Raw genomic sequence first — 19471 nt, 5'->3', positions numbered from 1 at the left:
CAACCCGCTTTCTTATTTCGGAATAAGCGTCAGAACGGTTTCAATAATAACCGTTAGAATTGGTATCGCCATCACGAGAATCAATATCTTCCCACCTAGTTCGATCTTAGAAGCAATAGCTCCCTGACCAGCATCTCGTGTGATCTGTGCTCCAAACTCTGCAATATAAGCGATACCGATTATTTTTAACAACGTTTCAACATAGATCATGTTTACGTTTGCGTTGATGGCAAGTCGTTGAAGCATCGTTAGAATTTGTCCAATCTTATCAATCAAGAATAAAAAGATTCCTGCTCCAACCATGAGTGTGACCAAAAAAGCAAAATTTGCTTTTTGTTCTTTAAGGACTAAGGCTAAGAATGCAGCAACCAGCCCAAAACCAACAATTTGGATAATTTCCAATCTGGCCCCCTCCTTAATTCTGAAACAAAAAGACACCTTTTACCTTTTCAAATAAATCATCTAAAAGAGTGATGACCATAAATAGGGCAACAACAAAGCCTAAAAGAGTGACCCAGTGAGCATAATCCTCTTTTCCGATCATCTTTAGAACGGTATGAAGCATCGCAACGATTATGCCAAGTCCAGCAATCTGAAACACCGCATTTACATCCAATCCCATTGGTGAAACCTCCTTGTTACATTAAGAGAATAACGATTAAAAGTCCCATCAATACCCCAAGACTTTTACACATTTTTTCATAACGTTCTTGTATGTCCCTTGCTTCTTTTTCTTCACGATTAAGGTGAGCAAGCGTCAATTGAATCTGCTTCTGCTGATGCTCTTTGTCATGCCTGCCAAGAGTCGCTCCAAATTGGCGAAGCACTTCAATCTCACCCATCTTAAAAGAAGTTTCTTTAGCCAAAACAGCCAACTGTATATCCCATGCTTCTTGCACCGAAAGTTCACCTTCTGCTAATCGATCTGAAATGGTAAGGAAGAAAGTGGACAACGGTTCTTTTAAAGGTCTTCCAATATGCAAAAATGCCTCATGAAGCGGAGTAGATCCATACATGATCTCAGCCTCCAAGGCTTGTAGCGTCACTTTTAGTTCTCTCAACTTCTTAGGTCGTTCTCTTACTCGTTTTGCCCACTCAAAACCAAAGATCGTAGTGGCTGAAAGGATGGCGATCGCACCTAACCAACTCATCATGCTCTACCACCAGATGATCTGTAGATCTCGTTCAATGCTCCGTCATAAATTTTTTCAATCGTTCCTGGTCCTTTATCGCGGCCCAAGATAACATACCTTTCAAACAATGAAAGATCTCCTAATGGTTTCATCACAGGACGTTTCATCGCATCTTCAACAGAGCTGCCATGTGCGGTGAAAATCATTTGAACACCCGCATGCATCGCTTCTAATATCGCTTCACCATCTTCTTTTCGACCTATTTCATCGACGATCATCACTTGAGGACTCATCGAACGAATGAGCATCATCATACCCTCCGCTTTCGGACATGCATCGAGAACATCAACACGTCTTCCAAGGGTATGTTGAGGGACACCCTTTATGCTACCCGCTATTTCAGAGCGCTCATCTACGATTCCCACTTTAAAAGAAGGAATGTTTCTTTGTTGAACGCCACAACTGACAACCCTCGCAATATCTCTTAATAAAGTGGTTTTCCCGGTTTGCGGCGGACCGATCAATAATGTATTGAGCCATTTTTTTTGAAAAAGATAAGAAATCAACGGTTCAGCGATGCCAATTTTCTCTCTCGCTATCCTTACGTTAAACGAACTAATATCCTTGATGGCTTTTACGAATCCATGTTCAGTGATCACTTTTCCAGCTAGTCCAACACGATGACCGCCTGATATGGTGATATAGCCCCTTTTTAGTTCCTCTTCAAGTGCGTAGAGTGAGTGCTGACTTAATCGATTGAGCAATACTTGCGACTCTTCTGCCGAGATCTTGCCTTCATTTGGGTAGATTGGTTTACCGGAACAAAGGATTTCTATCGGTTGCCCAATTCGAACCCTGATCTCTTCTACAGATTGAAGGACAGATGGTGGCAAATTTTTCAAGGTTTGCTGTATGTTATCTGGAAAAAGTCTAAAGATCGTCTCCATGACCGATTACTCCTTTAAGAGGCTAGTACTATAAACGTATGGTGGACATTTACGCTTTATGCCAATAAAGGTGGGTTAAAGTTTAAAGGTAGAAGGGAAGATAGAGAGGGCTTTGATAGAATGATAATAAAATGCTACGCGGTTGAGACTGTCTAGAAGGGAAGACTTCTATGGCGGCTAGCAGCTCCATTGATTTTAGTACACTTGTGGTTGAAAAGAATGGATTGGATGTAACCTTTTAGCTAGTTTAGCTTATAACAGCCTGTATTTGCTTAAAGACAACCAAATACGAAGTGGGGTATTTTAGATAAGAATTCCTGAAATTTTTTAAGGCAATCAGGAAATTCCTTACTTTATTCCGCGATTTTTGGCATTAATCCCGCGAGTTTTTGCCATATATCTGCGAGTCTACATAAACTGACAACCAGGAGATGATAGATACCCTAAACTCGAACAAACATTGCATCCATTTTATCCTGTCCATTGGTTGGGCCATCAATCTTGTTAACTGTCTTCTGCATAAAAAAACCTCACTCCAAAAATGGAATGAGGTTTAATTACTATAGCCTATGCACGAGAAACGTAAGCTGCATTTCTTGTATCAATGATTAGCTTGTCCCCTTGGTTTACGAAGAAAGGAACTTGTACGATCAAGCCTGTTTCAAGCGTTGCTGGCTTAGTTCCACCAGAAGCTGTGTCGCCTTTAATACCAGGCTCAGTCTCTGCTACTACTAACTCAACTGTGTTTGGAAGTTCAACACCAATCGTCTCACCTTGATACGTCATGATTTGAACGGTCATGTTTTCAAGCAAATACTTCAACTCGTATTCGATTTGAGAAGCTTGAAGTTCAATTTGCTCATAAGATTCGTTATCCATAAAAGTGTGTGTATCTCCAGATGCATAAAGATATTGCATCTTACGGTTTTCGATATGAGCTTTTGCTACTTTTTCTCCACCGCGGAATGTCTTCTCCTGAATACCACCTGTACGAAGGTTACGAAGTTTAGAGCGAACAAACGCTGCCCCTTTTCCTGGCTTTACGTGTTGGAACTCAAGAACTTGCCAGATTCCGCCATCAACCTCAATCGTTAGTCCTGTTTTAAAATCGTTTACTGAAATCATGTTTTTATCCTCCTGAAATACCTTAACTTAACGTTAAAAGGGTTTTAGTAGAGTGGGTAAGTGATTCATTGCCATCTTTTGTGATGAGTGCATCGTCTTCGATTCGAACTCCGCCTACACCTGAGATATAAATACCTGGTTCAACTGTTACAAGCATTCCCGGTTCAAGAATCGTATCAGACTTCATTGATAGAGCTGGTCCTTCATGCACATCTAAGCCAATTCCATGTCCTGTAGAATGCCCAAAGTAATCACCATATCCTTTTGAAGCGATGTAATCACGTGTTAACGCATCTGCACCTTTACCTGTCATTCCTGGTTTGATGCCTTTCATTCCTAGCAACTGCGCATCATATACGACTTGATAGATCTCTTTCAGTTCATCTGAAACGTTTCCGATGGCTACCGTACGAGTGATATCCGAACAATAACCTTTGTAGTATGCTCCAAAGTCCAAGGTTACTAATTCACCCGTTTCAATCTTCTTATCTGAGGCAACACCATGCGGAAGGGCTGATCGATAGCCTGAAGCCACAATAATATCAAACGATGAAGAGATGGCTCCATTTTTTCTCATGAAGAATTCTAGTTCGTTTGATACTTCCCGCTCCGTAAGTCCCGGGCGGATATACTCGATAATATGTGAAAAAGCGGCATCGGCAATAGATGCTGCATCCTTTACTATCTTAATCTCTGATTCATCCTTAATCAAGCGCAACTTTTCAACAAGACCGGATACTGGAATAAGTTCAGTCGTATTGTTATTTAATTATGTCTCATATGTACGGTATGTAGAGTATGTAACATGGTCTTGCTCGAAACCGAGCTTAGAAATTGAAAGCTCCTTCGTTAACTTTGCAACCTCTTGCGGAATAGGACCCGTGTGCATCACAACACGATAACCTTCTGCTTGTTCAGCAGCTTGCGTCTTATATCTAAAATCAGTTACTAAAACCGCTTCTTCTCTCGTGATCAAAAGTACTCCTGAGCTTCCTTTAAAACCACTTAAATAATAACGGTTTGAAGAAGATGTAACTAAAAGTGCATCAATATCAAACGTATCGAATAATTGTCTTGCCCGTTCTACACGATTCATAATGTATCCCCCTTGAATTGATTATGAAAAACTTGAAGAGCTAATCTATAACTATCAAACCCAAATCCTGAAATCTGTCCGATCGTAACTGGAGCAATAACAGATTCGCGTCGGAACTCTTCTCTAGCATGCACATTCGATAAATGGACTTCGATCACGGGGACATCCACACTGGCAATCGCGTCTCTAATCGCATAACTATAATGAGTATAGGCACCTGCGTTTAGAACGATACCACAAAACTCACCTTCAGCTCCATGAATGAAATCAATGATATCTCCTTCATTATTGCTCTGTTCGAACGAAAGATCCATGAGTAGCTCTCTTGAGAATGAAACAAGTTCTGCTTTAAGATCTTCCAGAGTTTGCGCACCATATATGCCAGGCTCACGTTTACCTAATCGGTTTAAATTCGGTCCGTTTATAACAAGATATTTTCTGTTTTTCACCTGAAACACCTAGCCTTTGCATAAAAAAATAGAATGTTCATAAAACATTCTATCATAGCGTCTGTTCTTTTGAATAGTTACGAACTCTGTGTTGATTCCTTGTTTCCTTGGGATTGGCCATGACGTTCACTGTATTCAAATGAAATCGAGTAACCTACGAAAACACCATATAAAATATAGATGCACAGCGTCGTTGTAATCGTATTTTTACCTATCGTATTCATAGGTTCCAACCCTGGAAAGATCGGATGAAGCAAGAAAAAGACGATTCCCCACAGTGCTACACCAAAAAGAATACCCGCCCACATGGATTTGATCTTGGCAAACGCATAGCGATAGGCAATGGCGACTAAGATTGAAAGTAGAGCAATAATCAAAATACTGATCAGTTGACCAATCCACTCTGTTTTCCACTTTCCAAGTGCCCATGGCACCAAAACGAGTGCGGGACCTACCTTTGAGAAATTTAAATAGTAGGCAATAAATCCGAAACAAGCCCAGATCAAGCCTCCAAAGAAGCCAACACCAACTACTCTGCTCATAAATGAAGATTGAGATTCCTGTTTATTTTGTTCTAGTTTTGAATCGCTCATTAACGATCACCTCCAACACTACTAGTATGTCCACAAAACAATTGCCCAAACTTCTCACACTCCAACCAATCATATTCCGTGTGAAACATGTATAAAATGGGAAAAATACAATCATCCTTTGTGGAGGAATATCCCGCTTTCCTGTAGAATAGAAAGTACCTACAAAACTTTAGGCTGGGGGTTCAACATGACAAAAGAGAAAAAGCCCGCTTACGGCGGCCAGGCCGTATTAGAAGGGGTTATGTTTGCCGGAAAGCACACATATGTAACGGCAATTCGCAGAAATGACGATACGATTGAGTACTTCGAACTTAAGAAGAAACCTTCTCCTGTTTTATCAAAATTAAAGAAGATTCCTTTCTTAAGAGGATTTATTGCCATAATCGAAGCGAGTATGAACGGTACTCAGCATTTAAATTTTTCAGCTGAACGATTTGGTGTTAACCCCGGCGAGGAAGAAAAAGAGGAAGAAGAAAAACCATCTAAAATTGCCTTTTTCTTTTCTTTAGCCATTATCGGTGTCTTATCTTTCCTTTTCGGAAAATTCGTCTTTACGCTCGTACCCGTTTTTTTAGCAGAAGCTTTTCGTTTTATCGTGCCCGGGCACTTAGGACAGAATCTGTTAGAAGGTTTGTTCAAGTTTATCTTTTTATTAAGCTACATCTATTTTGTTTCTTTAACACCCGCGATCAAGAGAGTATTCATGTATCACGGAGCTGAACACAAAGTAATCAACACGTATGAAGCAGGAGACGAGCTCACCGTTGAAAACGTAAAGAAGCATTCAAGACTTCATTATCGTTGCGGCAGCAGTTTTATTCTATTTACCGTAATCGTCGGCATGTTCATTTATTATTTCTTTCCATCAGATCCGTTATGGCTAAGAATTTTATGCAGACTTGCGCTTATTCCTGTGGTTTTAGGGGTATCTTTTGAAGTATTACAGTTAACTAATAAACTAAGAGATGTTCCTGTTCTTCGTTACCTAGGATATCCTGGTTTATGGCTTCAACTCCTAACAACGAAAGAACCCGATGAAAAACAAATAGAAGTTTCTATTATTTCTTTTAATGAAATGTTACGTCGTGACGCATCCTATGAAAGTGAACTAAACGCAAGTAAAATCGTTTAATCATAAGGAGGTGAGCCTGTTGCAACAGAATCATAGAAGATTGCATCCTATCATTTGGTTTGTTATTTCACTGGCTGTTGTCGGTATTCTTTATCAACTAGTCACTTCACCTCGCCAATTATTTACGACCATTCTGATCGGGGCAGCAGTGGTCGCCGTGTTTTACTTTATCTTTCGCAGAACCTCATCGGGTGTAAACGGCAAGTATAGAAAAGCAGTCAAGCAATCTCAAAAACGCTATGGTACGAACCAAAAGCCGGCAAAAGCTGCTTCTCCATTGTTTTCGAGCAAAAAGACTGCAAAGAGTTCCGCTCAGAGAAAGAAAACACGTGAACATCACTTAACCGTGATCGAAGGGACAAAGAACAAGAAAAAAAATCGAGCCTCCTTTTAAGGACTAGGCTCGATTTTTATATGCTGGATTTGGATATCTCTTACTTGCAATCCAACTTTGTAAAAATTGCTCTGCACGATCATGGCCAAACGTATAAAGTTCATTCTTCGCTTCTGAAGACAGTTGAAAATCGATAACAGATACATGCTTTACAGGCATAAAAATAATATCCCGTGCATCGTGGGAATCAATGTATCGGTTATCATGCGCTTGCATCATCGTTTCAAACAATGCTTTAAAAAGATGAACCGCATTCTTCACATTGTGTGTTGGAATGTGGTCGTTGATATATGAACTTAATTGAAAACCTAATACCGGCCGAACGGGCACCCTATCTTTTCTTTGGAAAAGCCACATCGGAAAATTACTCAAAACGCCTCCATCAACAATAAAACTCTTTTGTCCAACACGATTGAAAAGTTTGATCGGATAAAAGAAATAAGGAAGACTGCAACTCATCCTAACTGCTCGTGCCACTGGAAAACGCTCTGGCAATAAACCATATTCCTCAAGATCATCTGGTAAAACGATCAGCCTGCCTCGAGAAATATCAGACGCAATAATCTTAAGACTGCCATATGGAATATCCGCAAATGTAACAATTCCACGTGCCGCTAGAAGAGAAGCTACCCAGTTCTCCAGATAATCCCCCTTAAACAAACCAAGTTTCCAATAAAGCTTCAACCAGTTCATAAAAGGTACAGGTACTATCGTTTTACTTGTATCAAGAAATTTTCTAAAGTCTAATTTATCAATTATATCTTTCATTTCACCCGCCGTATAGCCTGCCTTGATCAAAGCAGCCATCAGTGCCCCCGCACTTGTCCCCGCTACCCTCTCAAAACTGAGTCCCCGATTCTCAGCTGCTTCAACAGCACCAATCAACGAAAGCGCCTTGATGCCTCCACCTGAAAAAACACCATCAATTCGCATAAACATCTCCTCCACTATTATCCTAATCAGCAGAAGATGTCCTTTATAACCGATTCTTCAAAATAAAGTCTTTTGTCATAGCTTCAAAAAGTTGGTTTGTTCATGCAGTGATCGTCGGTGTAGTTTAAAAGGTTATGCCTACTGTCCACTTATACAAGAATACTGTCCGGTTTCCTCTGTTTACTGTCCACTTTCAGAAAAATACTGTCCACTTTTCAGGTTTTACTGTCCACTTCTTACAAAATACTGGCCACTTGTTGTTCCATACACCGCACCACACAAAAAATCCAAAATAAAAACAACCATAAAAAATTATGATTGTTCTTGTTCTTCATTCTTTGCTTGAACTTCTCTTAATGACTTTATCCTATTTTCATCTTCTTCAAAAAACTGAACAAGATCTCCAATTCGATCAATAGCGTTCCAACTTAAATGATGTTCGATACCCTCAACATCGTGGTAGATGTTCTCTTGGTCGACCCCAATAACTTTTAAGAATTCTTCAAGTAACTCGTGTCTGTACACTAAACGTTTTCCAAGTTTTTTTCCATTCGGTGTAAGAACGAAGCCTCTGTATTTTTCATAAACGACATACTTGCCTTTGTCGAGCTTTTGAATCATCTTGGTTACTGAAGAGGGATGCACTTCTAGGTTCTCAGCAAGATCTGATACCCTGGCATAGCCTTTCTCTTCGATTAGGGCATAGATGCGTTCTATATAGTCTTCCATACTTGGGGTTGGCGGCAAATTGTTCACTCCCTATACTAAACCAGCTTGGTCTCTATAAAAAGGATACTATAGAATGGTAAGCGTGACAAGGGAACGTGTCTTGGCATTTTATCAAGTAAAATATTCAATCTTAGCTTGCGGAAACATCGTATGAATATAATTTTCTACCGTTTCACGCAGTCTTGTCGCCTGATCATCTTGATAAACATATTTTCCGATCCCATATCTTCCCCACTTATATTTCCGTTCTTCTTCGTTCATCTCAAGCTTTGATTTTGGGTAGTTTTTTTCGATAACGCGTTTTGCAGGTTTCGTAAATCGGTGCTGAATCAGTTCAAACGTAAGATCATTCGTTAAATGCTTTGGAATTTTTGCTTCTAACGTATCAAAGAGTTCTTTATAGCCTTCTTCCCAATCTTTATGAAGATAAAGAGGTGCCACGATAAACCCTAATGGATATCCTGCTTCAGCTACTTTAATCGCAGCATTAATGCGCTCTTCAAGCGGACTTGTTCCAAGTTCGAAGTTCTTTATCACATAGTTTGAATTTACGCTAAAACGAAAACGCGTCCTACCTTGGTGTTTTGCATCAAGCAGATGGTCAACATGATGGTATTTCGTCGTAAATCGAAGTCTTCCAAGATCTGTTGCTCCAAAAAATTCAATCGCTCTTTTCAAATTATGAGTAAGATGATCGATACCGACAATATCCGAAGTACAGGAAGCTTCGAATCGCGTGATCTCAGGTGCTCGTTCTTGCATATACTTTTCAGCCTGAGCAAAGATCTCATCTGTATTCACATATGTTCGTAGATACGGCTTGCTGCCGAGTGTCGTCTGCAGATAACAATAATGACAATGCCCCATACATCCTGTTGCAAGAGGAATCGCATATTCTGCAGATGGTTTTGATGTATCAAATTTCAACGTTTTTCTGATACCGACAACGAGCGTTGATTTTGCCGTTCTATACTTTTGAAAATCATTGTCTCCTGGCAAATCACGAATTTGATTATGTGATGTTGTCTCTCTGATCTCAACTTCTAACTTGCTAAAACGATCGAACAGTTCTTTTCCTAACGGATATTCGAGTGCACGCGGTTCGAAATAGATCAACTGCGGCATAAACGGTTTATTGGCACCAGCCATAGTCATACACCCCACAATTTTTTTCACAAATGATGGAGTTAGTATGTGCTAATATAGACAAAAGAAAAAGGGAGGGAACTTTTCCAGTTCCTTCCCCTACTTTTTTATAGTCCGCATTTTAACTGTGCGTTACAGTTCGTACACGTGTTGCAGCCACCGATTTCTTTCACTTTCCCTTTTCGGCATACCGGGCAAGTGTTCCCAACTTCGTTACCGATGGTTACATCTGTAGAACGAAGGTCAGTAATCGTATCTAAAATAACAACTTTGCTTTTTTCTTCTTCCATACCTAGATCGATCTCAGTCTGTTCAAATGTCTCTTCTGCTTTAAGTGTAAGAACTTGTGAGTCACGGCTTCCATCTACGTACACCGTTCCACCTTTTGCTCCACCCTTATAAAGGCGTTCGTAAACTTTTTGAACTTGATCAACCGTATAACCTTTAGGAGCGTTAACCGTTTTTGAGATCGAGCTGTCTACCCAACTCTGGATGACACATTGTGTATCTGCATGTGCTTCTGGTGCAAGCTCCATAGCGGCAACAAACCATTCAGGCAGCTCATTTTCATTCGCTTCAGGGTTGCTGTCTAAATATTCTTTTACGATATCTGCTTTCACTTCAATAAACTTCCCAAGACGACCACTGCGGAAGTATGAGAATGAGAAGTAAGGCTCTAATCCTGTGGAAACGCCAACCATGGTTCCTGTGCTCATTTTTGTTACTCTCTGAAATGTTCAGAGGGTGGGATTATTAGTACCCACTCCTTATGTCGCCATAAGGATCAGACTATATCATCAACCAGTTGATTGTTTGAATGCTTTCTTCTATGACAAGGGTGTTCACAAAGACTTATCAAATTTGCAAGCCTATTTGCTTTTTCCCAGTCCCCTTGGAACTTTCTAAAAGGAATAATATGATGTACAGAAAGTTCATGTCCCAGTTCTATTTCTGTTAAACCACAATCTTGACAAGTATACTCATCACGTTTTCTTGCTTCCCGTCTTTGTTTACGCCAGTTAGGACCATAATAATTGATATCTCCACCCTGCCAGGTTCCACTATTTTCGCCCGAAAACAAGCCAGACTCAGAATAATAAACACCCATACAATATTCACTACAAAAATTGAAATTTTTGATAACACTTTGTTTTTTGAAAAATTCTTTTGAACAAAGTGCACAACTCACTTTACGTTTTCTAGTAAAGTTTATTTTTGCATTTCGAGATATTGCTTTGTATGAGCATTCATTACCACAATACACCGCGGTTTTAGCCCTGTAAGGAGTAAGATAAAAATCTTTTTCACATTCTTTACATTGTAATTTTACTCGCTTTATTAAATGGCTAAACATATTCTTGTTTAAGCTTTGATAATTAGCCTTACAAGTATGATTACAAAAGTTTGTTTCAAAGATACTTGACGGTTTTCGAAGCAGTATAGTCTTGCAAAAGTTACATTCAACATTTTTTCTTTTTGATAAATGTTGATTAATCGGATGTTTCGTTTGATATTCACCTTTGCATTTTCGTGAACAGTATTTTTTCCTATCATAATGACTGGGTTTAACCTTTATTAGTTGATTGCAATTCAAACAATTTTTCTCCATATTCCATCACCTTTGCTTTGGTATTTCAAGGTGTGAAAAACATGAAGTTTCTGGTGCTCGGCATGTAGTCGTTGAGGGGTCAGCCACGACTTCCCTGCGGATTGTCTGCACCTTTTGATTTTTACCATCTTATGTACTGGCAAGGTACTGGTACAAAAGGATACTCAGAGTTTCCCGCATATAGCCAAGTTTACGCAGCGTTTTTACAAACGCTGGGGGCAATCACTTTACCCGTAGGAGCCACTGTTAACAAGTGAGAGTTTCTAATCCCATAATTTAAGACGTCTTCACGTACATCTTTAGGAAGCTTTTTCATATAACCTGTTTCAGTAAATCGTCTACGCAACTCGTTAGTTGTTTCTACTGTATCTCCTTCTAAGAACGGAAAGCTTCCCTTCTCTTTAGCAAGTTCGATTGACGTGCGGTAAGCCGTAACAGCAATCGTCTCAAAAATTTGATCAACAAGCTTGTTTCCTTCTTCAGACCCGTAAACGGTCTCGCAATAGATGAGAAGGTCATGAAGTCCCATAACTCCTAGCCCTACTCGACGCTCGCCTAAAGCTTGGACGCGATTTGGCTCTAAGAAATATGGTGTTGCATCAATTACGTTGTCCTGCATACGAACGCCAACTTCAACCGTTTGTTTTAGCTTTTCAAAGTCCACCGTCTTGTTTTCTTTGTCAGCCATGTTTCCAAGGTTTACTGCAGCGAGGTTGCAGACACTGTATGGTGCAAGTGGTTGTTCTCCACATGGATTCGTTGCTACAACCTTTTGTCCATATGCTGTAGCGTTCGTCATTTCATTTGCATTATCAATAAAGAAAATACCTGGCTCAGCTGAGTATGTTGCGCAAATGTTGATCAGGTTCCACAGTTCACGCGCTTGGATTCGTTTGTATACGCGAATACCATAACCTTTCTCTTCCCAAACACGAACATCTCCGACTTCATGCCACTCGTTGTTGTAGGCTTCCATCTCTTCCGGCGTATAAGCCTCAACGCTTGGAAAACGTAATAGATACTCAGAGTCATTCTCTACAGCTTCCATAAATTCTTTCGTGATCGTAACAGAGATGTTCGCACCTGTTAAGAACTCAGAATTATGAACGCTGTAGGTTCCTCCATCACGAAGCATTGTCTCAGCATCGCGTAAAACGTCTGAGTCAAATCCACCTGTACCTGGGATGTCCTTGTATCTTAGAATCCCTTCGTACATCGCTTTTTGTGCTGGTGTCAGCGGTGTGAATTTTAATTTATCCTGTGCGACTTGTTTGATCTTCTCGTCATTTGTATTTTCAATTAAATAACGCAAAATGCGAGGATTTTGCATCTTAGAAATAATGAAATCAATGATGTCAGGATGCCAGTCGGCCAGCATGATCATCTGGGCCCCCCTGCGACTTCCTCCCTGCTCGACCAGGTGCGTCAGCTTGGCAATATCATCCAGCCAGGATACAGATCCAGATGATTTTCCATTTACGCCTCTTGCTAGTGCGTTCTTCGGTCGAAGTGTAGATCCGTTCGTCCCAACACCTCCGCCGCGACTCATGATCTCCATAACTTGCTTACGGTGATCTGAGATTCCTTCACGCGAATCTTTTACATACGGCATCACGTAACAGTTGAAATACGTTACATCCGTTTCTGCGCCTGCGCCATATAAAACGCGGCCAGCGGGTACAAAATTCATCTCTGAAAGCTCTTTATAGAATTTCTCAAACGATTCTTTGCGTTTTTCTTCCGTCGTTTCCACAGATGCTAAGCCTGTCGCATTTCTGAGTGCAATCTGTTCGTAGTAAACTTCTAACGGCTTGTCCATCACATCTAGTGAACGGGTGATCAAACCAGATTCTGCTTCTTCAGGCTTCTCTAATACTGCTTTAAACTCATCTTCAACCAAAACAACTGCATTTTTATCGTCCCAGTTGACAGATTGAATATAGCCTAGTCCTCTTGCTGGAAATTTCGGGTCCTCTTTTACCGTTAATACAACAAAGTCACCCGGTTTTAACGTTTTCTTTTCTGTGTCTTTAAAGCTGTATCGGTCTAGCATGACCAGCCGAGAAACACCTTTGTGCGTTGTCTTCATCGTAGAAGTTACGGGGTGTACTTGTGGAAATTGAGCTATATCACTGTTGAGAGCGTCAATGTTAATACCCTTTTTAACAGTTGCGACTGTGTCCATATTTCTCCTCCTCTATTAAAATCACATACGGATGCATATCTATATCTTGTATGTATAAGTTCTACCCTTATACTATATATACGTAAACCTCATGTCAAAGAAAAAAAATTGTCAAACTTAAAATCATGAGTATTTTATAGCAATTCCATGATTCTTGTATATTTATGATGATTTTATTAATGATTTGGGTTTATTCTAGATTTGTATAATTTGGTAGTTTTGAAAAGCCGTACAAACACGTGGTTTTCAAAAATTCCTGCTATTTGCCAAAAAAAATTAATATCTTGACATCTTTTTTTATGATCTTTACAGAACAAAAATAAAAAATCGAGATCTCTTTTGAGATTTCGATTTTTTTCTATTAACGTCTGAACGTCCAATCGTCGTTGCGATAGCGAGTATCGGCTATGTGCTCTACTTCTGCCCACTGATCGTCTGTAAGCGTATACGGCACAAGGTTTACGTTTAAACCATCCTCAAATCCCTTTTTAAAGGCAGTCTTCGCGTCAGCAATTGTAACAGGAACATCTAGGAGTGCGTTCACGGCCACAGCTTTTTTCTTAAACGCTGTCTGCATTCTCTCTCGTAATCTGTCGCTTGAATACTTAAACAGATCGAACAGCTTGTCTTCATCTAAGTCTAGAAGGATCGATCCGTGTTGCAGGATCACACCTTTTTGCCTCGTTTGAGCACTTCCTGCTACTTTTCTACCTTCTACGACTAATTCATACCACGAAGGAGCGTCAAAACAAACTGCTGATCGTGGATTCTTCAATCCTTCCCGCTCTTCTTCTGTTTTCGGAACAGCGAAGTAAGCATCGAGGCCTAAACCTTGAAACCCTTCCTTAATTCCTTCTGAGATCACTCGATAAGCTTCGGTTACACTTTGTGGCATATCTTTGTGTGATTCAGATACAATGACGCTATACGTGAGTTCTTGATCATGAAGAACTCCGCGTCCTCCTGTTGGGCGTCTCACAAAGCCCAGTCCATATTTTTCTACAGCATCAAGGTTAATCTCTTTTTCTACTTTTTGAAAGTATCCAATAGATAGCGTAGCTGGATTCCATCCGTAAAAGCGGATAACAGGTGGAATCTTTCCTTCACTGTGCCATGTTAGAAGTGCTTCGTCCATTGCCATATTAATTGCAGGTTCGCAATTTCCAGAATCGATATAATACCAGTTTTCTTTTTCCACGTTTTTCGTCTCCCTGCCATTCATTCGTAACTAGTGTACCAAATTCAACGATTGTGTCAAAACAATCGCTTAAAGTCAGATTTTTCTTTTGCCTATAGAGCCGAGCACCGCTATAATTGTGGTAGATTGTTTAAAGGAGTGCAAGCGTTATGGGATGGATAGTTTTAGCAGGAATTGTAGTAGCTTTATTGGCGTATGTAGTTGGTATGGGGCTTTATCAAAAAAGATTTCTAACCACGTTAAACGAAGAAGAGTTTAAAGCAGGTTATCGAAAAGCACAACTGATCGATGTTCGTGAGCCTGAAGAGTTTAAAAAAGGACATATCTTAGGAGCACGCAACATTCCTCTTTCTCAAATGAGACAGAGATTAAAAGAAGTGCGCAGCGATCAGCCTGTTTATCTATATTGTGAAAGTGGATTCAGGAGTGCTCGTGCAGCCAATTTTCTTAAAAAGAAAAAATATGGCCAGCTTCATCACCTACATGGTGGCTTCCGCAAATGGACTGGCAGAGTAAAATCAAACTAACATCAAAAGCAGCTCAGGAAAATTTCCTGAGCTGCTTTTTTGTATGATTAAACTTGTTTTGTATATTTTAAGATTGGCTTTCTTGCAGCTGTTGCTTCATCCAGTCGTTTAACAACGGTAGTATGAGGAGCTTCTTGAACCAATTCAGGTGTTTCTTCTGCTTCTTTTGATATCTGAATCATCTTTTCGATAAACTCATCGAGTGTTTCTTTCGATTCCGTTTCTGTCGGCTCGATCATAATCGCTTCTTCTACACTTAACGGGAAGTAGATCGTTGGCGGGTGATAGCCAAAGTCTAAGAGACGTTTTGCGATATCAAGCGTTCTTACGCCAAGTTTTTTCTGGCGGCGTCCAGATAATACGAACTCATGTTTACAGTGTTGTGTAAACGGAAGATCGAAATGAGGCTCAAGTCGGCGCATCATATAGTTTGCGTTTAATACGGCGTTCTCTGATACTTGATGTAATCCGTCTGGCCCCATCGTCATGATATACGTAAATGCACGTACATTTATCCCGAAGTTACCATAAAAAGGCTTCACTCGTCCGATTGATTGCGGGCGATCATATTCAAACTTATAAAGATCATCCTCTTTAACGAGAACTGGTTTTGGCAAGAATGGGATCAGATCTTCCTTAACTCCAACTGGTCCTGATCCAGGTCCACCACCACCGTGAGGTCCTGTAAATGTCTTATGAAGATTTAAGTGAACAACGTCAAAGCCCATGTCTCCAGGTCGAGCAAATCCTAATATCGCATTTGCGTTAGCTCCATCATAGTAAAGCTTTCCGCCAGCTTCATGGACGATTTTTGCCATTTCTAGAATATGTTCCTCGAAAAGACCAAGCGTATTCGGGTTTGTAAGCATCAGCGCCGCCACATCTTGATCGACTACTCTTTTCAAATCTTCGAGATCAACAAGTCCGCGCTCATCTGATTTCACCGTGATCGATTCAAAACCAGCAACCGTTGCAGACGCAGGATTTGTACCATGTGCTGAATCAGGAACGATTACTTTTGTACGATTGAAGTCACCATTTGCTTCATGGAAAGCACGGATCATCATTAGTCCTGTCCATTCACCATGTGCACCCGCAGCTGGTTGAAGCGTTACTTCATCCATGCCTGTGATCTCAGCAAGTGATGTTTGCAAGCGGTACATCATCTCCATCGCACCTTGAACCGTCTCTTCATCTTGTAGAGGGTGGATGTGTGCAAATCCAGGAAAACGCGCCACATCTTCATTAATCTTAGGATTGTATTTCATCGTACATGAACCTAGTGGATAGAAACCAGAATCCACACCATGGTTACGATTGGATAACGCTGTGTAATGACGAACGATTTGAAGCTCTGACACTTCAGGAAGATCCGCTTCTTCTGTACGCAAATAATCGGAAGGGATGATAGATTCTACGTTAATCTCTGGGACGTCAAGTTCAGGGATGCTGTATCCTACTCGACCTGGTTTAGACAATTCAAAAATTAATGACTGATGTTCTGTACGCATGCTAATCCCTCCAATACATTTGCAAGCTGATCGATCTCTTCTTTTGTTCTCATTTCCGTAACCGCTAGAAGCATATGGTTCTTAAGTTCTGAATACGAAAGACCCAAATCATATCCGCCGATGATGCTAGATTCTAATAGTTTTCTGTTCACTTCTTTAGCAGTACATTTTAACTCAATAACAAACTCGTTAAAGAAAGGTCCAGAGAATGCTGTCTTGAATCCTTTTTCCTCAAGAACTTTTTTCGCATAATAAGCTTTTTGTATATTTTGGTGCGCAACTTCTTTCACACCTTGTTTTCCAAGCGCTGTCATAGCGATAGAAGCTGCAAGTGCGTTAAGCGCTTGGTTCGAACAGATGTTACTCGTCGCTTTATCACGTCTGATATGCTGTTCTCTTGCTTGAAGAGTTAGAACGAATCCTCGCTTACCGTCTTCATCAACCGTTTGACCTACTAAACGGCCAGGAACTTTACGCATCAATTTTGTTGTAACGGCAAAATATCCACAGTGTGGTCCGCCAAATCCTTGCGCGATCCCAAACGGCTGTGCATCACCGACTACGATATCAGCACCAAATTTACCAGGAGGAGTCAGTGCACCAAGTGCTAAAGGATTTGAAGAAACTACGAACATTCCTTTTGCACTGTGCACGATTTCTTCGATGTCTTTTAACGGTTCGATCTGACCGAAGAAGTTCGGATATTGAACGATCACACACGCTGTTTGTTCATCAACTTCAGCACGTAATGCATTTAATGAAGTAACACCATCTTCTGTATCCACTTCTACCACTTCAAGATGCTGCCCTTTTGCGTATGTGTGCAGAACAGCACGAGATTCTGGATGTACAGTTTTGGATACAACGATTTTCTTTCTGCGCGTTTGAGCTGCTGATAATAATCCAGCCTCCGCAAGCGAAGTTCCACCATCGTACATAGAAGAGTTAGCAACATCCATACCTGTTAGCTCACAGATCATCGTTTGGAACTCAAAGATCGCTTGAAGTTCACCTTGAGAGATCTCCGGCTGATATGGTGTGTAAGCTGTGTAGAACTCTGAACGAAGCAACATATGATTAACGATCGATGATGTGTAGTGATCATAAACACCTGCTCCTAAAAACGAAGCATGATCTTTTGTATTCTTGTTTAACGCAGCCAAACGGCCCATCTCTTTAACTAGTTGAGGTTCTGACAAAGCTTCCTCGATCTGTAAGCGTCCTTTGAACCGAACTTCTTCCGGAATATCCTGAAAAAGATCTTCTGTCGTTTCAATTCCAATCGTTTCAAGCATTTCCTTTTTGTCTTGATCAGTCATCGGCAAATAGCGGAACGTCATGGTTTCTCCCCCTAAAATGTCTTATTTTCCTCGTTTATAAAATGGTGAAGCGACTACTTTTGCTTTTAAACGTTTTTGACGAATCTGTACCTCTACCTCTGTTCCGAGCTCTGTGAAATCTCTCTCAAGAAGAGCAAGTCCTAGATTCTTCTTCAAAGTTGGCGATTGTGTTCCGGTAGTAACTTCTCCGATCTTCACATCACCTTTAAAGACCTCGTAATGTGATCGTGGAATGCCTTTATCAATCATTTCGATTCCAACCAGTTTGCGTGGGGCACCATTCTTCTTTTGATCAGCTAAAATTTCTTTTCCAATAAAATCTGCTTCTTTATCTGTTTTTACTGCGAATCCAATACCCGCCTCTATCGGAGTAATTTCCTTTGTAAGTTCTTGACCGTATAGAGCAAGCTTTGCTTCAAAGCGTAACGTATCACGCGCGCCAAGCCCTGCAGGAAGCAACCCATCTTCAAGGCCTGCTTCAAGTACAGATCTCCACAGTTTTTCAGCATGTTCCGTCTTTAAATAGATCTCAAAACCATCTTCTCCTGTGTAGCCTGTTCGAGAAACAAGAGCAGATATTCCGGCTAGTGAAACATCTTCTTTAAAACGGAAGAATCCGATCTCAGAAAGATTGGTATCCGTTAGTTTTTGTAGAATTTCTTCTGCTTTTGGTCCTTGAATCGCGAGCTGCGCATATTCAGGAGATACGTTCACAAGTTCTACACCTTCAGGCTTCTTGCTCATAAGCCATTCGAAATCTTTTTCAATATTTGAGGCATTCACAACGAGTAAGTAATCGTTTTCATCTCTTTTATAGATCAAAAGATCATCTACTGTACCGCCGTTCTCATAGCACATAGCCGTATATTGCGCTTGGCCGTTTTGAAGTTTCGAAACATCATTGGTCATTGTATATTGCAGAAACGATAAGGCATTAGGGCCTCGAACATCAAATTCCCCCATGTGAGATACATCGAATAAACCGGCTTTCGTTCTAACAGCTTCGTGTTCCTCTTTGATACTTGAGAACTGAACAGGCAACTCCCAACCGCCAAAATCAATTACTTTTCCACCGTGTTCTTTGTAAGTCTCAAATAACGGTGTTCGTAACAATGTAGCCATGTGAACTCCTCCTTTTTCATACTTAAAAATTTTCGGACTTTTCTGGACAAAAAAAGGACAGAAAGACCCCTTAAAAATGGGATCCTCTGTCCTGCAACCTGTAAGTTTCTCAAGTAAACTCCCCTGAGTTTCTTCGTTGGTGGCTTTCATCTATTAAAAAAGCACTCTCCAGAGATGCGTCTAGCAAGAGTCTTTTTGCCTGAGAGTTTCACAATTGTTTGCTCCTTCGGCGCCGCTAACGCAGTCTCTCCTCTTACTTTCATTCGCGAGTATGTTATTGTCCAAGGTCGCACATACTATTA

Annotated in this window: 18 protein-coding genes, 3 pseudogenes and 1 riboswitch; of the genes and pseudogenes, 3 read left to right on the top strand and 18 right to left on the bottom strand. The window is 40.5% G+C overall.

The genetic code is table 11. The features are described 5' to 3' along the window. Positions 1–12: 12 nt before the first annotated feature. The 8 genes and pseudogenes from spoIIIAD to H9648_RS10870 form a co-directional block, all read right to left on the bottom strand. On the bottom strand, positions 13–402 hold the full coding sequence (spoIIIAD, locus tag H9648_RS10905; RefSeq protein WP_225218847.1) for a stage III sporulation protein AD: 390 nt from the start codon (positions 400–402) through the stop codon (positions 13–15). Between the two features lie 13 nt (positions 403–415). Continuing rightward, positions 416–622 (bottom strand): stage III sporulation protein AC, encoded by a 207-nt coding sequence (spoIIIAC, locus tag H9648_RS10900; protein ID WP_191753863.1) that lies wholly within the window; start codon positions 620–622, stop codon positions 416–418. 16 nt (positions 623–638) lie between these two features. Next, positions 639–1154, bottom strand: coding sequence for a stage III sporulation protein SpoIIIAB (gene spoIIIAB, locus H9648_RS10895; RefSeq protein ID WP_225218846.1), 516 nt, complete (start codon positions 1152–1154; stop codon positions 639–641). Further along, on the bottom strand, positions 1151–2080 hold the full coding sequence (spoIIIAA, locus tag H9648_RS10890) for a stage III sporulation protein AA (protein WP_191753862.1): 930 nt from the start codon (positions 2078–2080) through the stop codon (positions 1151–1153). The genes spoIIIAB and spoIIIAA overlap by 4 nt, the downstream gene beginning before the upstream one ends. A 567-nt stretch (positions 2081–2647) precedes the next feature. After that, on the bottom strand, positions 2648–3205 hold the full coding sequence (gene efp, locus H9648_RS10885; protein WP_191753861.1) for an elongation factor P: 558 nt from the start codon (positions 3203–3205) through the stop codon (positions 2648–2650). 22 nt (positions 3206–3227) lie between these two features. Then, a pseudogene (locus tag H9648_RS10880) lies at positions 3228–4301 on the bottom strand (M24 family metallopeptidase). Then, complete coding sequence (aroQ, locus tag H9648_RS10875) at positions 4298–4750, bottom strand: type II 3-dehydroquinate dehydratase (protein ID WP_191753860.1); 453 nt, start codon at positions 4748–4750, stop codon at positions 4298–4300. Before aroQ ends, H9648_RS10880 begins: the two are co-directional and overlap by 4 nt. Before the next feature lie 77 nt (positions 4751–4827). Continuing rightward, positions 4828–5343 (bottom strand): YqhR family membrane protein, encoded by a 516-nt coding sequence (locus H9648_RS10870; protein WP_191753859.1) that lies wholly within the window; start codon positions 5341–5343, stop codon positions 4828–4830. Positions 5344–5530: 187 nt separating this feature from the next. Here H9648_RS10870 and H9648_RS10865 point away from each other — a divergent pair, with 187 nt between their 5' ends. Both H9648_RS10865 and H9648_RS10860 read left to right on the top strand, forming a co-directional pair. Further along, complete coding sequence (locus H9648_RS10865; protein ID WP_191753858.1) at positions 5531–6475, top strand: DUF1385 domain-containing protein; 945 nt, start codon at positions 5531–5533, stop codon at positions 6473–6475. A gap of 19 nt (positions 6476–6494) precedes the next feature. Further along, the gene (locus H9648_RS10860; RefSeq protein WP_191753857.1) at positions 6495–6869 is read left to right on the top strand and encodes an SA1362 family protein; all 375 of its coding nucleotides are present in this window, start codon (positions 6495–6497) and stop codon (positions 6867–6869) included. Between the two features lie 3 nt (positions 6870–6872). On the opposite strand, the gene H9648_RS10855 is transcribed toward H9648_RS10860, so the two are convergent. The 7 genes and pseudogenes from H9648_RS10855 to H9648_RS10825 form a co-directional block, all read right to left on the bottom strand. After that, the gene (locus H9648_RS10855) at positions 6873–7802 is read right to left on the bottom strand and encodes a patatin-like phospholipase family protein (protein WP_191753856.1); all 930 of its coding nucleotides are present in this window, start codon (positions 7800–7802) and stop codon (positions 6873–6875) included. Between the two features lie 312 nt (positions 7803–8114). Next, entirely contained in the window at positions 8115–8531 is a 417-nt protein-coding gene (gene mntR, locus H9648_RS10850; protein ID WP_191754069.1) for a transcriptional regulator MntR, read from the bottom strand. Positions 8532–8642: 111 nt separating this feature from the next. Then, positions 8643–9680, bottom strand: a complete 1038-nt coding sequence (gene splB / locus H9648_RS10845) for a spore photoproduct lyase (protein WP_066396061.1) — start codon at positions 9678–9680, stop codon at positions 8643–8645. Between the two features lie 104 nt (positions 9681–9784). Then, positions 9785–10390, bottom strand: a pseudogene (locus H9648_RS10840) (vitamin B12-dependent ribonucleotide reductase); the annotation flags it as partial. A 71-nt stretch (positions 10391–10461) separates the two neighbouring features. Next, on the bottom strand, positions 10462–11286 hold the full coding sequence (locus H9648_RS10835) for an HNH endonuclease (protein ID WP_225218845.1): 825 nt from the start codon (positions 11284–11286) through the stop codon (positions 10462–10464). Between the two features lie 229 nt (positions 11287–11515). After that, positions 11516–13471 (bottom strand): annotated as a pseudogene (locus H9648_RS10830) (vitamin B12-dependent ribonucleotide reductase); the annotation flags it as partial. Positions 13472–13832: 361 nt separating this feature from the next. Beyond that, entirely contained in the window at positions 13833–14669 is an 837-nt protein-coding gene (locus H9648_RS10825) for a lipoate--protein ligase family protein (protein WP_191753855.1), read from the bottom strand. A 149-nt stretch (positions 14670–14818) separates the two neighbouring features. On the opposite strand from H9648_RS10825, the gene H9648_RS10820 reads away from it, so the two are divergent. Further along, entirely contained in the window at positions 14819–15196 is a 378-nt protein-coding gene (locus tag H9648_RS10820; protein ID WP_191753854.1) for a rhodanese-like domain-containing protein, read from the top strand. Between the two features lie 47 nt (positions 15197–15243). On the opposite strand, the gene gcvPB is transcribed toward H9648_RS10820, so the two are convergent. Genes gcvPB through gcvT form a run of 3 tightly spaced genes read right to left on the bottom strand, consistent with a single transcriptional unit; the run spans position 15244 to position 19169 of the window. Continuing rightward, entirely contained in the window at positions 15244–16707 is a 1464-nt protein-coding gene (gene gcvPB, locus H9648_RS10815) for an aminomethyl-transferring glycine dehydrogenase subunit GcvPB (protein ID WP_191753853.1), read from the bottom strand. After that, entirely contained in the window at positions 16683–18047 is a 1365-nt protein-coding gene (gene gcvPA, locus H9648_RS10810) for an aminomethyl-transferring glycine dehydrogenase subunit GcvPA (protein ID WP_191753852.1), read from the bottom strand. Before gcvPA ends, gcvPB begins: the two co-directional genes overlap by 25 nt. 21 nt (positions 18048–18068) lie before the next feature. Continuing rightward, positions 18069–19169, bottom strand: coding sequence for a glycine cleavage system aminomethyltransferase GcvT (gene gcvT, locus H9648_RS10805; protein ID WP_191753851.1), 1101 nt, complete (start codon positions 19167–19169; stop codon positions 18069–18071). A 177-nt stretch (positions 19170–19346) separates the two neighbouring features. Then, positions 19347–19432, bottom strand: a riboswitch (glycine riboswitch). Positions 19433–19471: the final 39 nt, after the last annotated feature.

It is taken from the genome of Fictibacillus norfolkensis (assembly GCF_014836645.1).
GTDB classification, from domain to species: Bacteria; Bacillota; Bacilli; order Bacillales; family Fictibacillaceae; genus Fictibacillus; species Fictibacillus norfolkensis.
Note: the sequence above shows the minus strand (reverse complement) of the source record. Positions and strands in the feature narration are given on the sequence as shown.

What these genes read in the sequence shown, in the direction of transcription:
- H9648_RS10855 (WP_191753856.1), bottom strand. Translation starts at nt 7,802, where the DNA reads ATGCGAATTGATGGTGTTTTTTCAGGTGGAGGCATCAAGGCGCTTTCG.
- splB (WP_066396061.1), bottom strand. Translation starts at nt 9,680, where the DNA reads ATGGCTGGTGCCAATAAACCGTTTATGCCGCAGTTGATCTATTTCGAA.
- spoIIIAC (WP_191753863.1), bottom strand. Translation starts at nt 622, where the DNA reads ATGGGATTGGATGTAAATGCGGTGTTTCAGATTGCTGGACTTGGCATA.
- spoIIIAB (WP_225218846.1), bottom strand. Translation starts at nt 1,154, where the DNA reads ATGATGAGTTGGTTAGGTGCGATCGCCATCCTTTCAGCCACTACGATC.
- spoIIIAA (WP_191753862.1), bottom strand. Translation starts at nt 2,080, where the DNA reads ATGGAGACGATCTTTAGACTTTTTCCAGATAACATACAGCAAACCTTG.
- gcvT (WP_191753851.1), bottom strand. Translation starts at nt 19,169, where the DNA reads ATGGCTACATTGTTACGAACACCGTTATTTGAGACTTACAAAGAACAC.
- H9648_RS10865 (WP_191753858.1), top strand. Translation starts at nt 5,531, where the DNA reads ATGACAAAAGAGAAAAAGCCCGCTTACGGCGGCCAGGCCGTATTAGAA.
- efp (WP_191753861.1), bottom strand. Translation starts at nt 3,205, where the DNA reads ATGATTTCAGTAAACGATTTTAAAACAGGACTAACGATTGAGGTTGAT.
- H9648_RS10835 (WP_225218845.1), bottom strand. Translation starts at nt 11,286, where the DNA reads ATGGAGAAAAATTGTTTGAATTGCAATCAACTAATAAAGGTTAAACCC.
- gcvPB (WP_191753853.1), bottom strand. Translation starts at nt 16,707, where the DNA reads ATGCGTACAGAACATCAGTCATTAATTTTTGAATTGTCTAAACCAGGT.
- gcvPA (WP_191753852.1), bottom strand. Translation starts at nt 18,047, where the DNA reads ATGACGTTCCGCTATTTGCCGATGACTGATCAAGACAAAAAGGAAATG.
- H9648_RS10820 (WP_191753854.1), top strand. Translation starts at nt 14,819, where the DNA reads ATGGGATGGATAGTTTTAGCAGGAATTGTAGTAGCTTTATTGGCGTAT.
- H9648_RS10870 (WP_191753859.1), bottom strand. Translation starts at nt 5,343, where the DNA reads ATGAGCGATTCAAAACTAGAACAAAATAAACAGGAATCTCAATCTTCA.
- mntR (WP_191754069.1), bottom strand. Translation starts at nt 8,531, where the DNA reads ATGGAAGACTATATAGAACGCATCTATGCCCTAATCGAAGAGAAAGGC.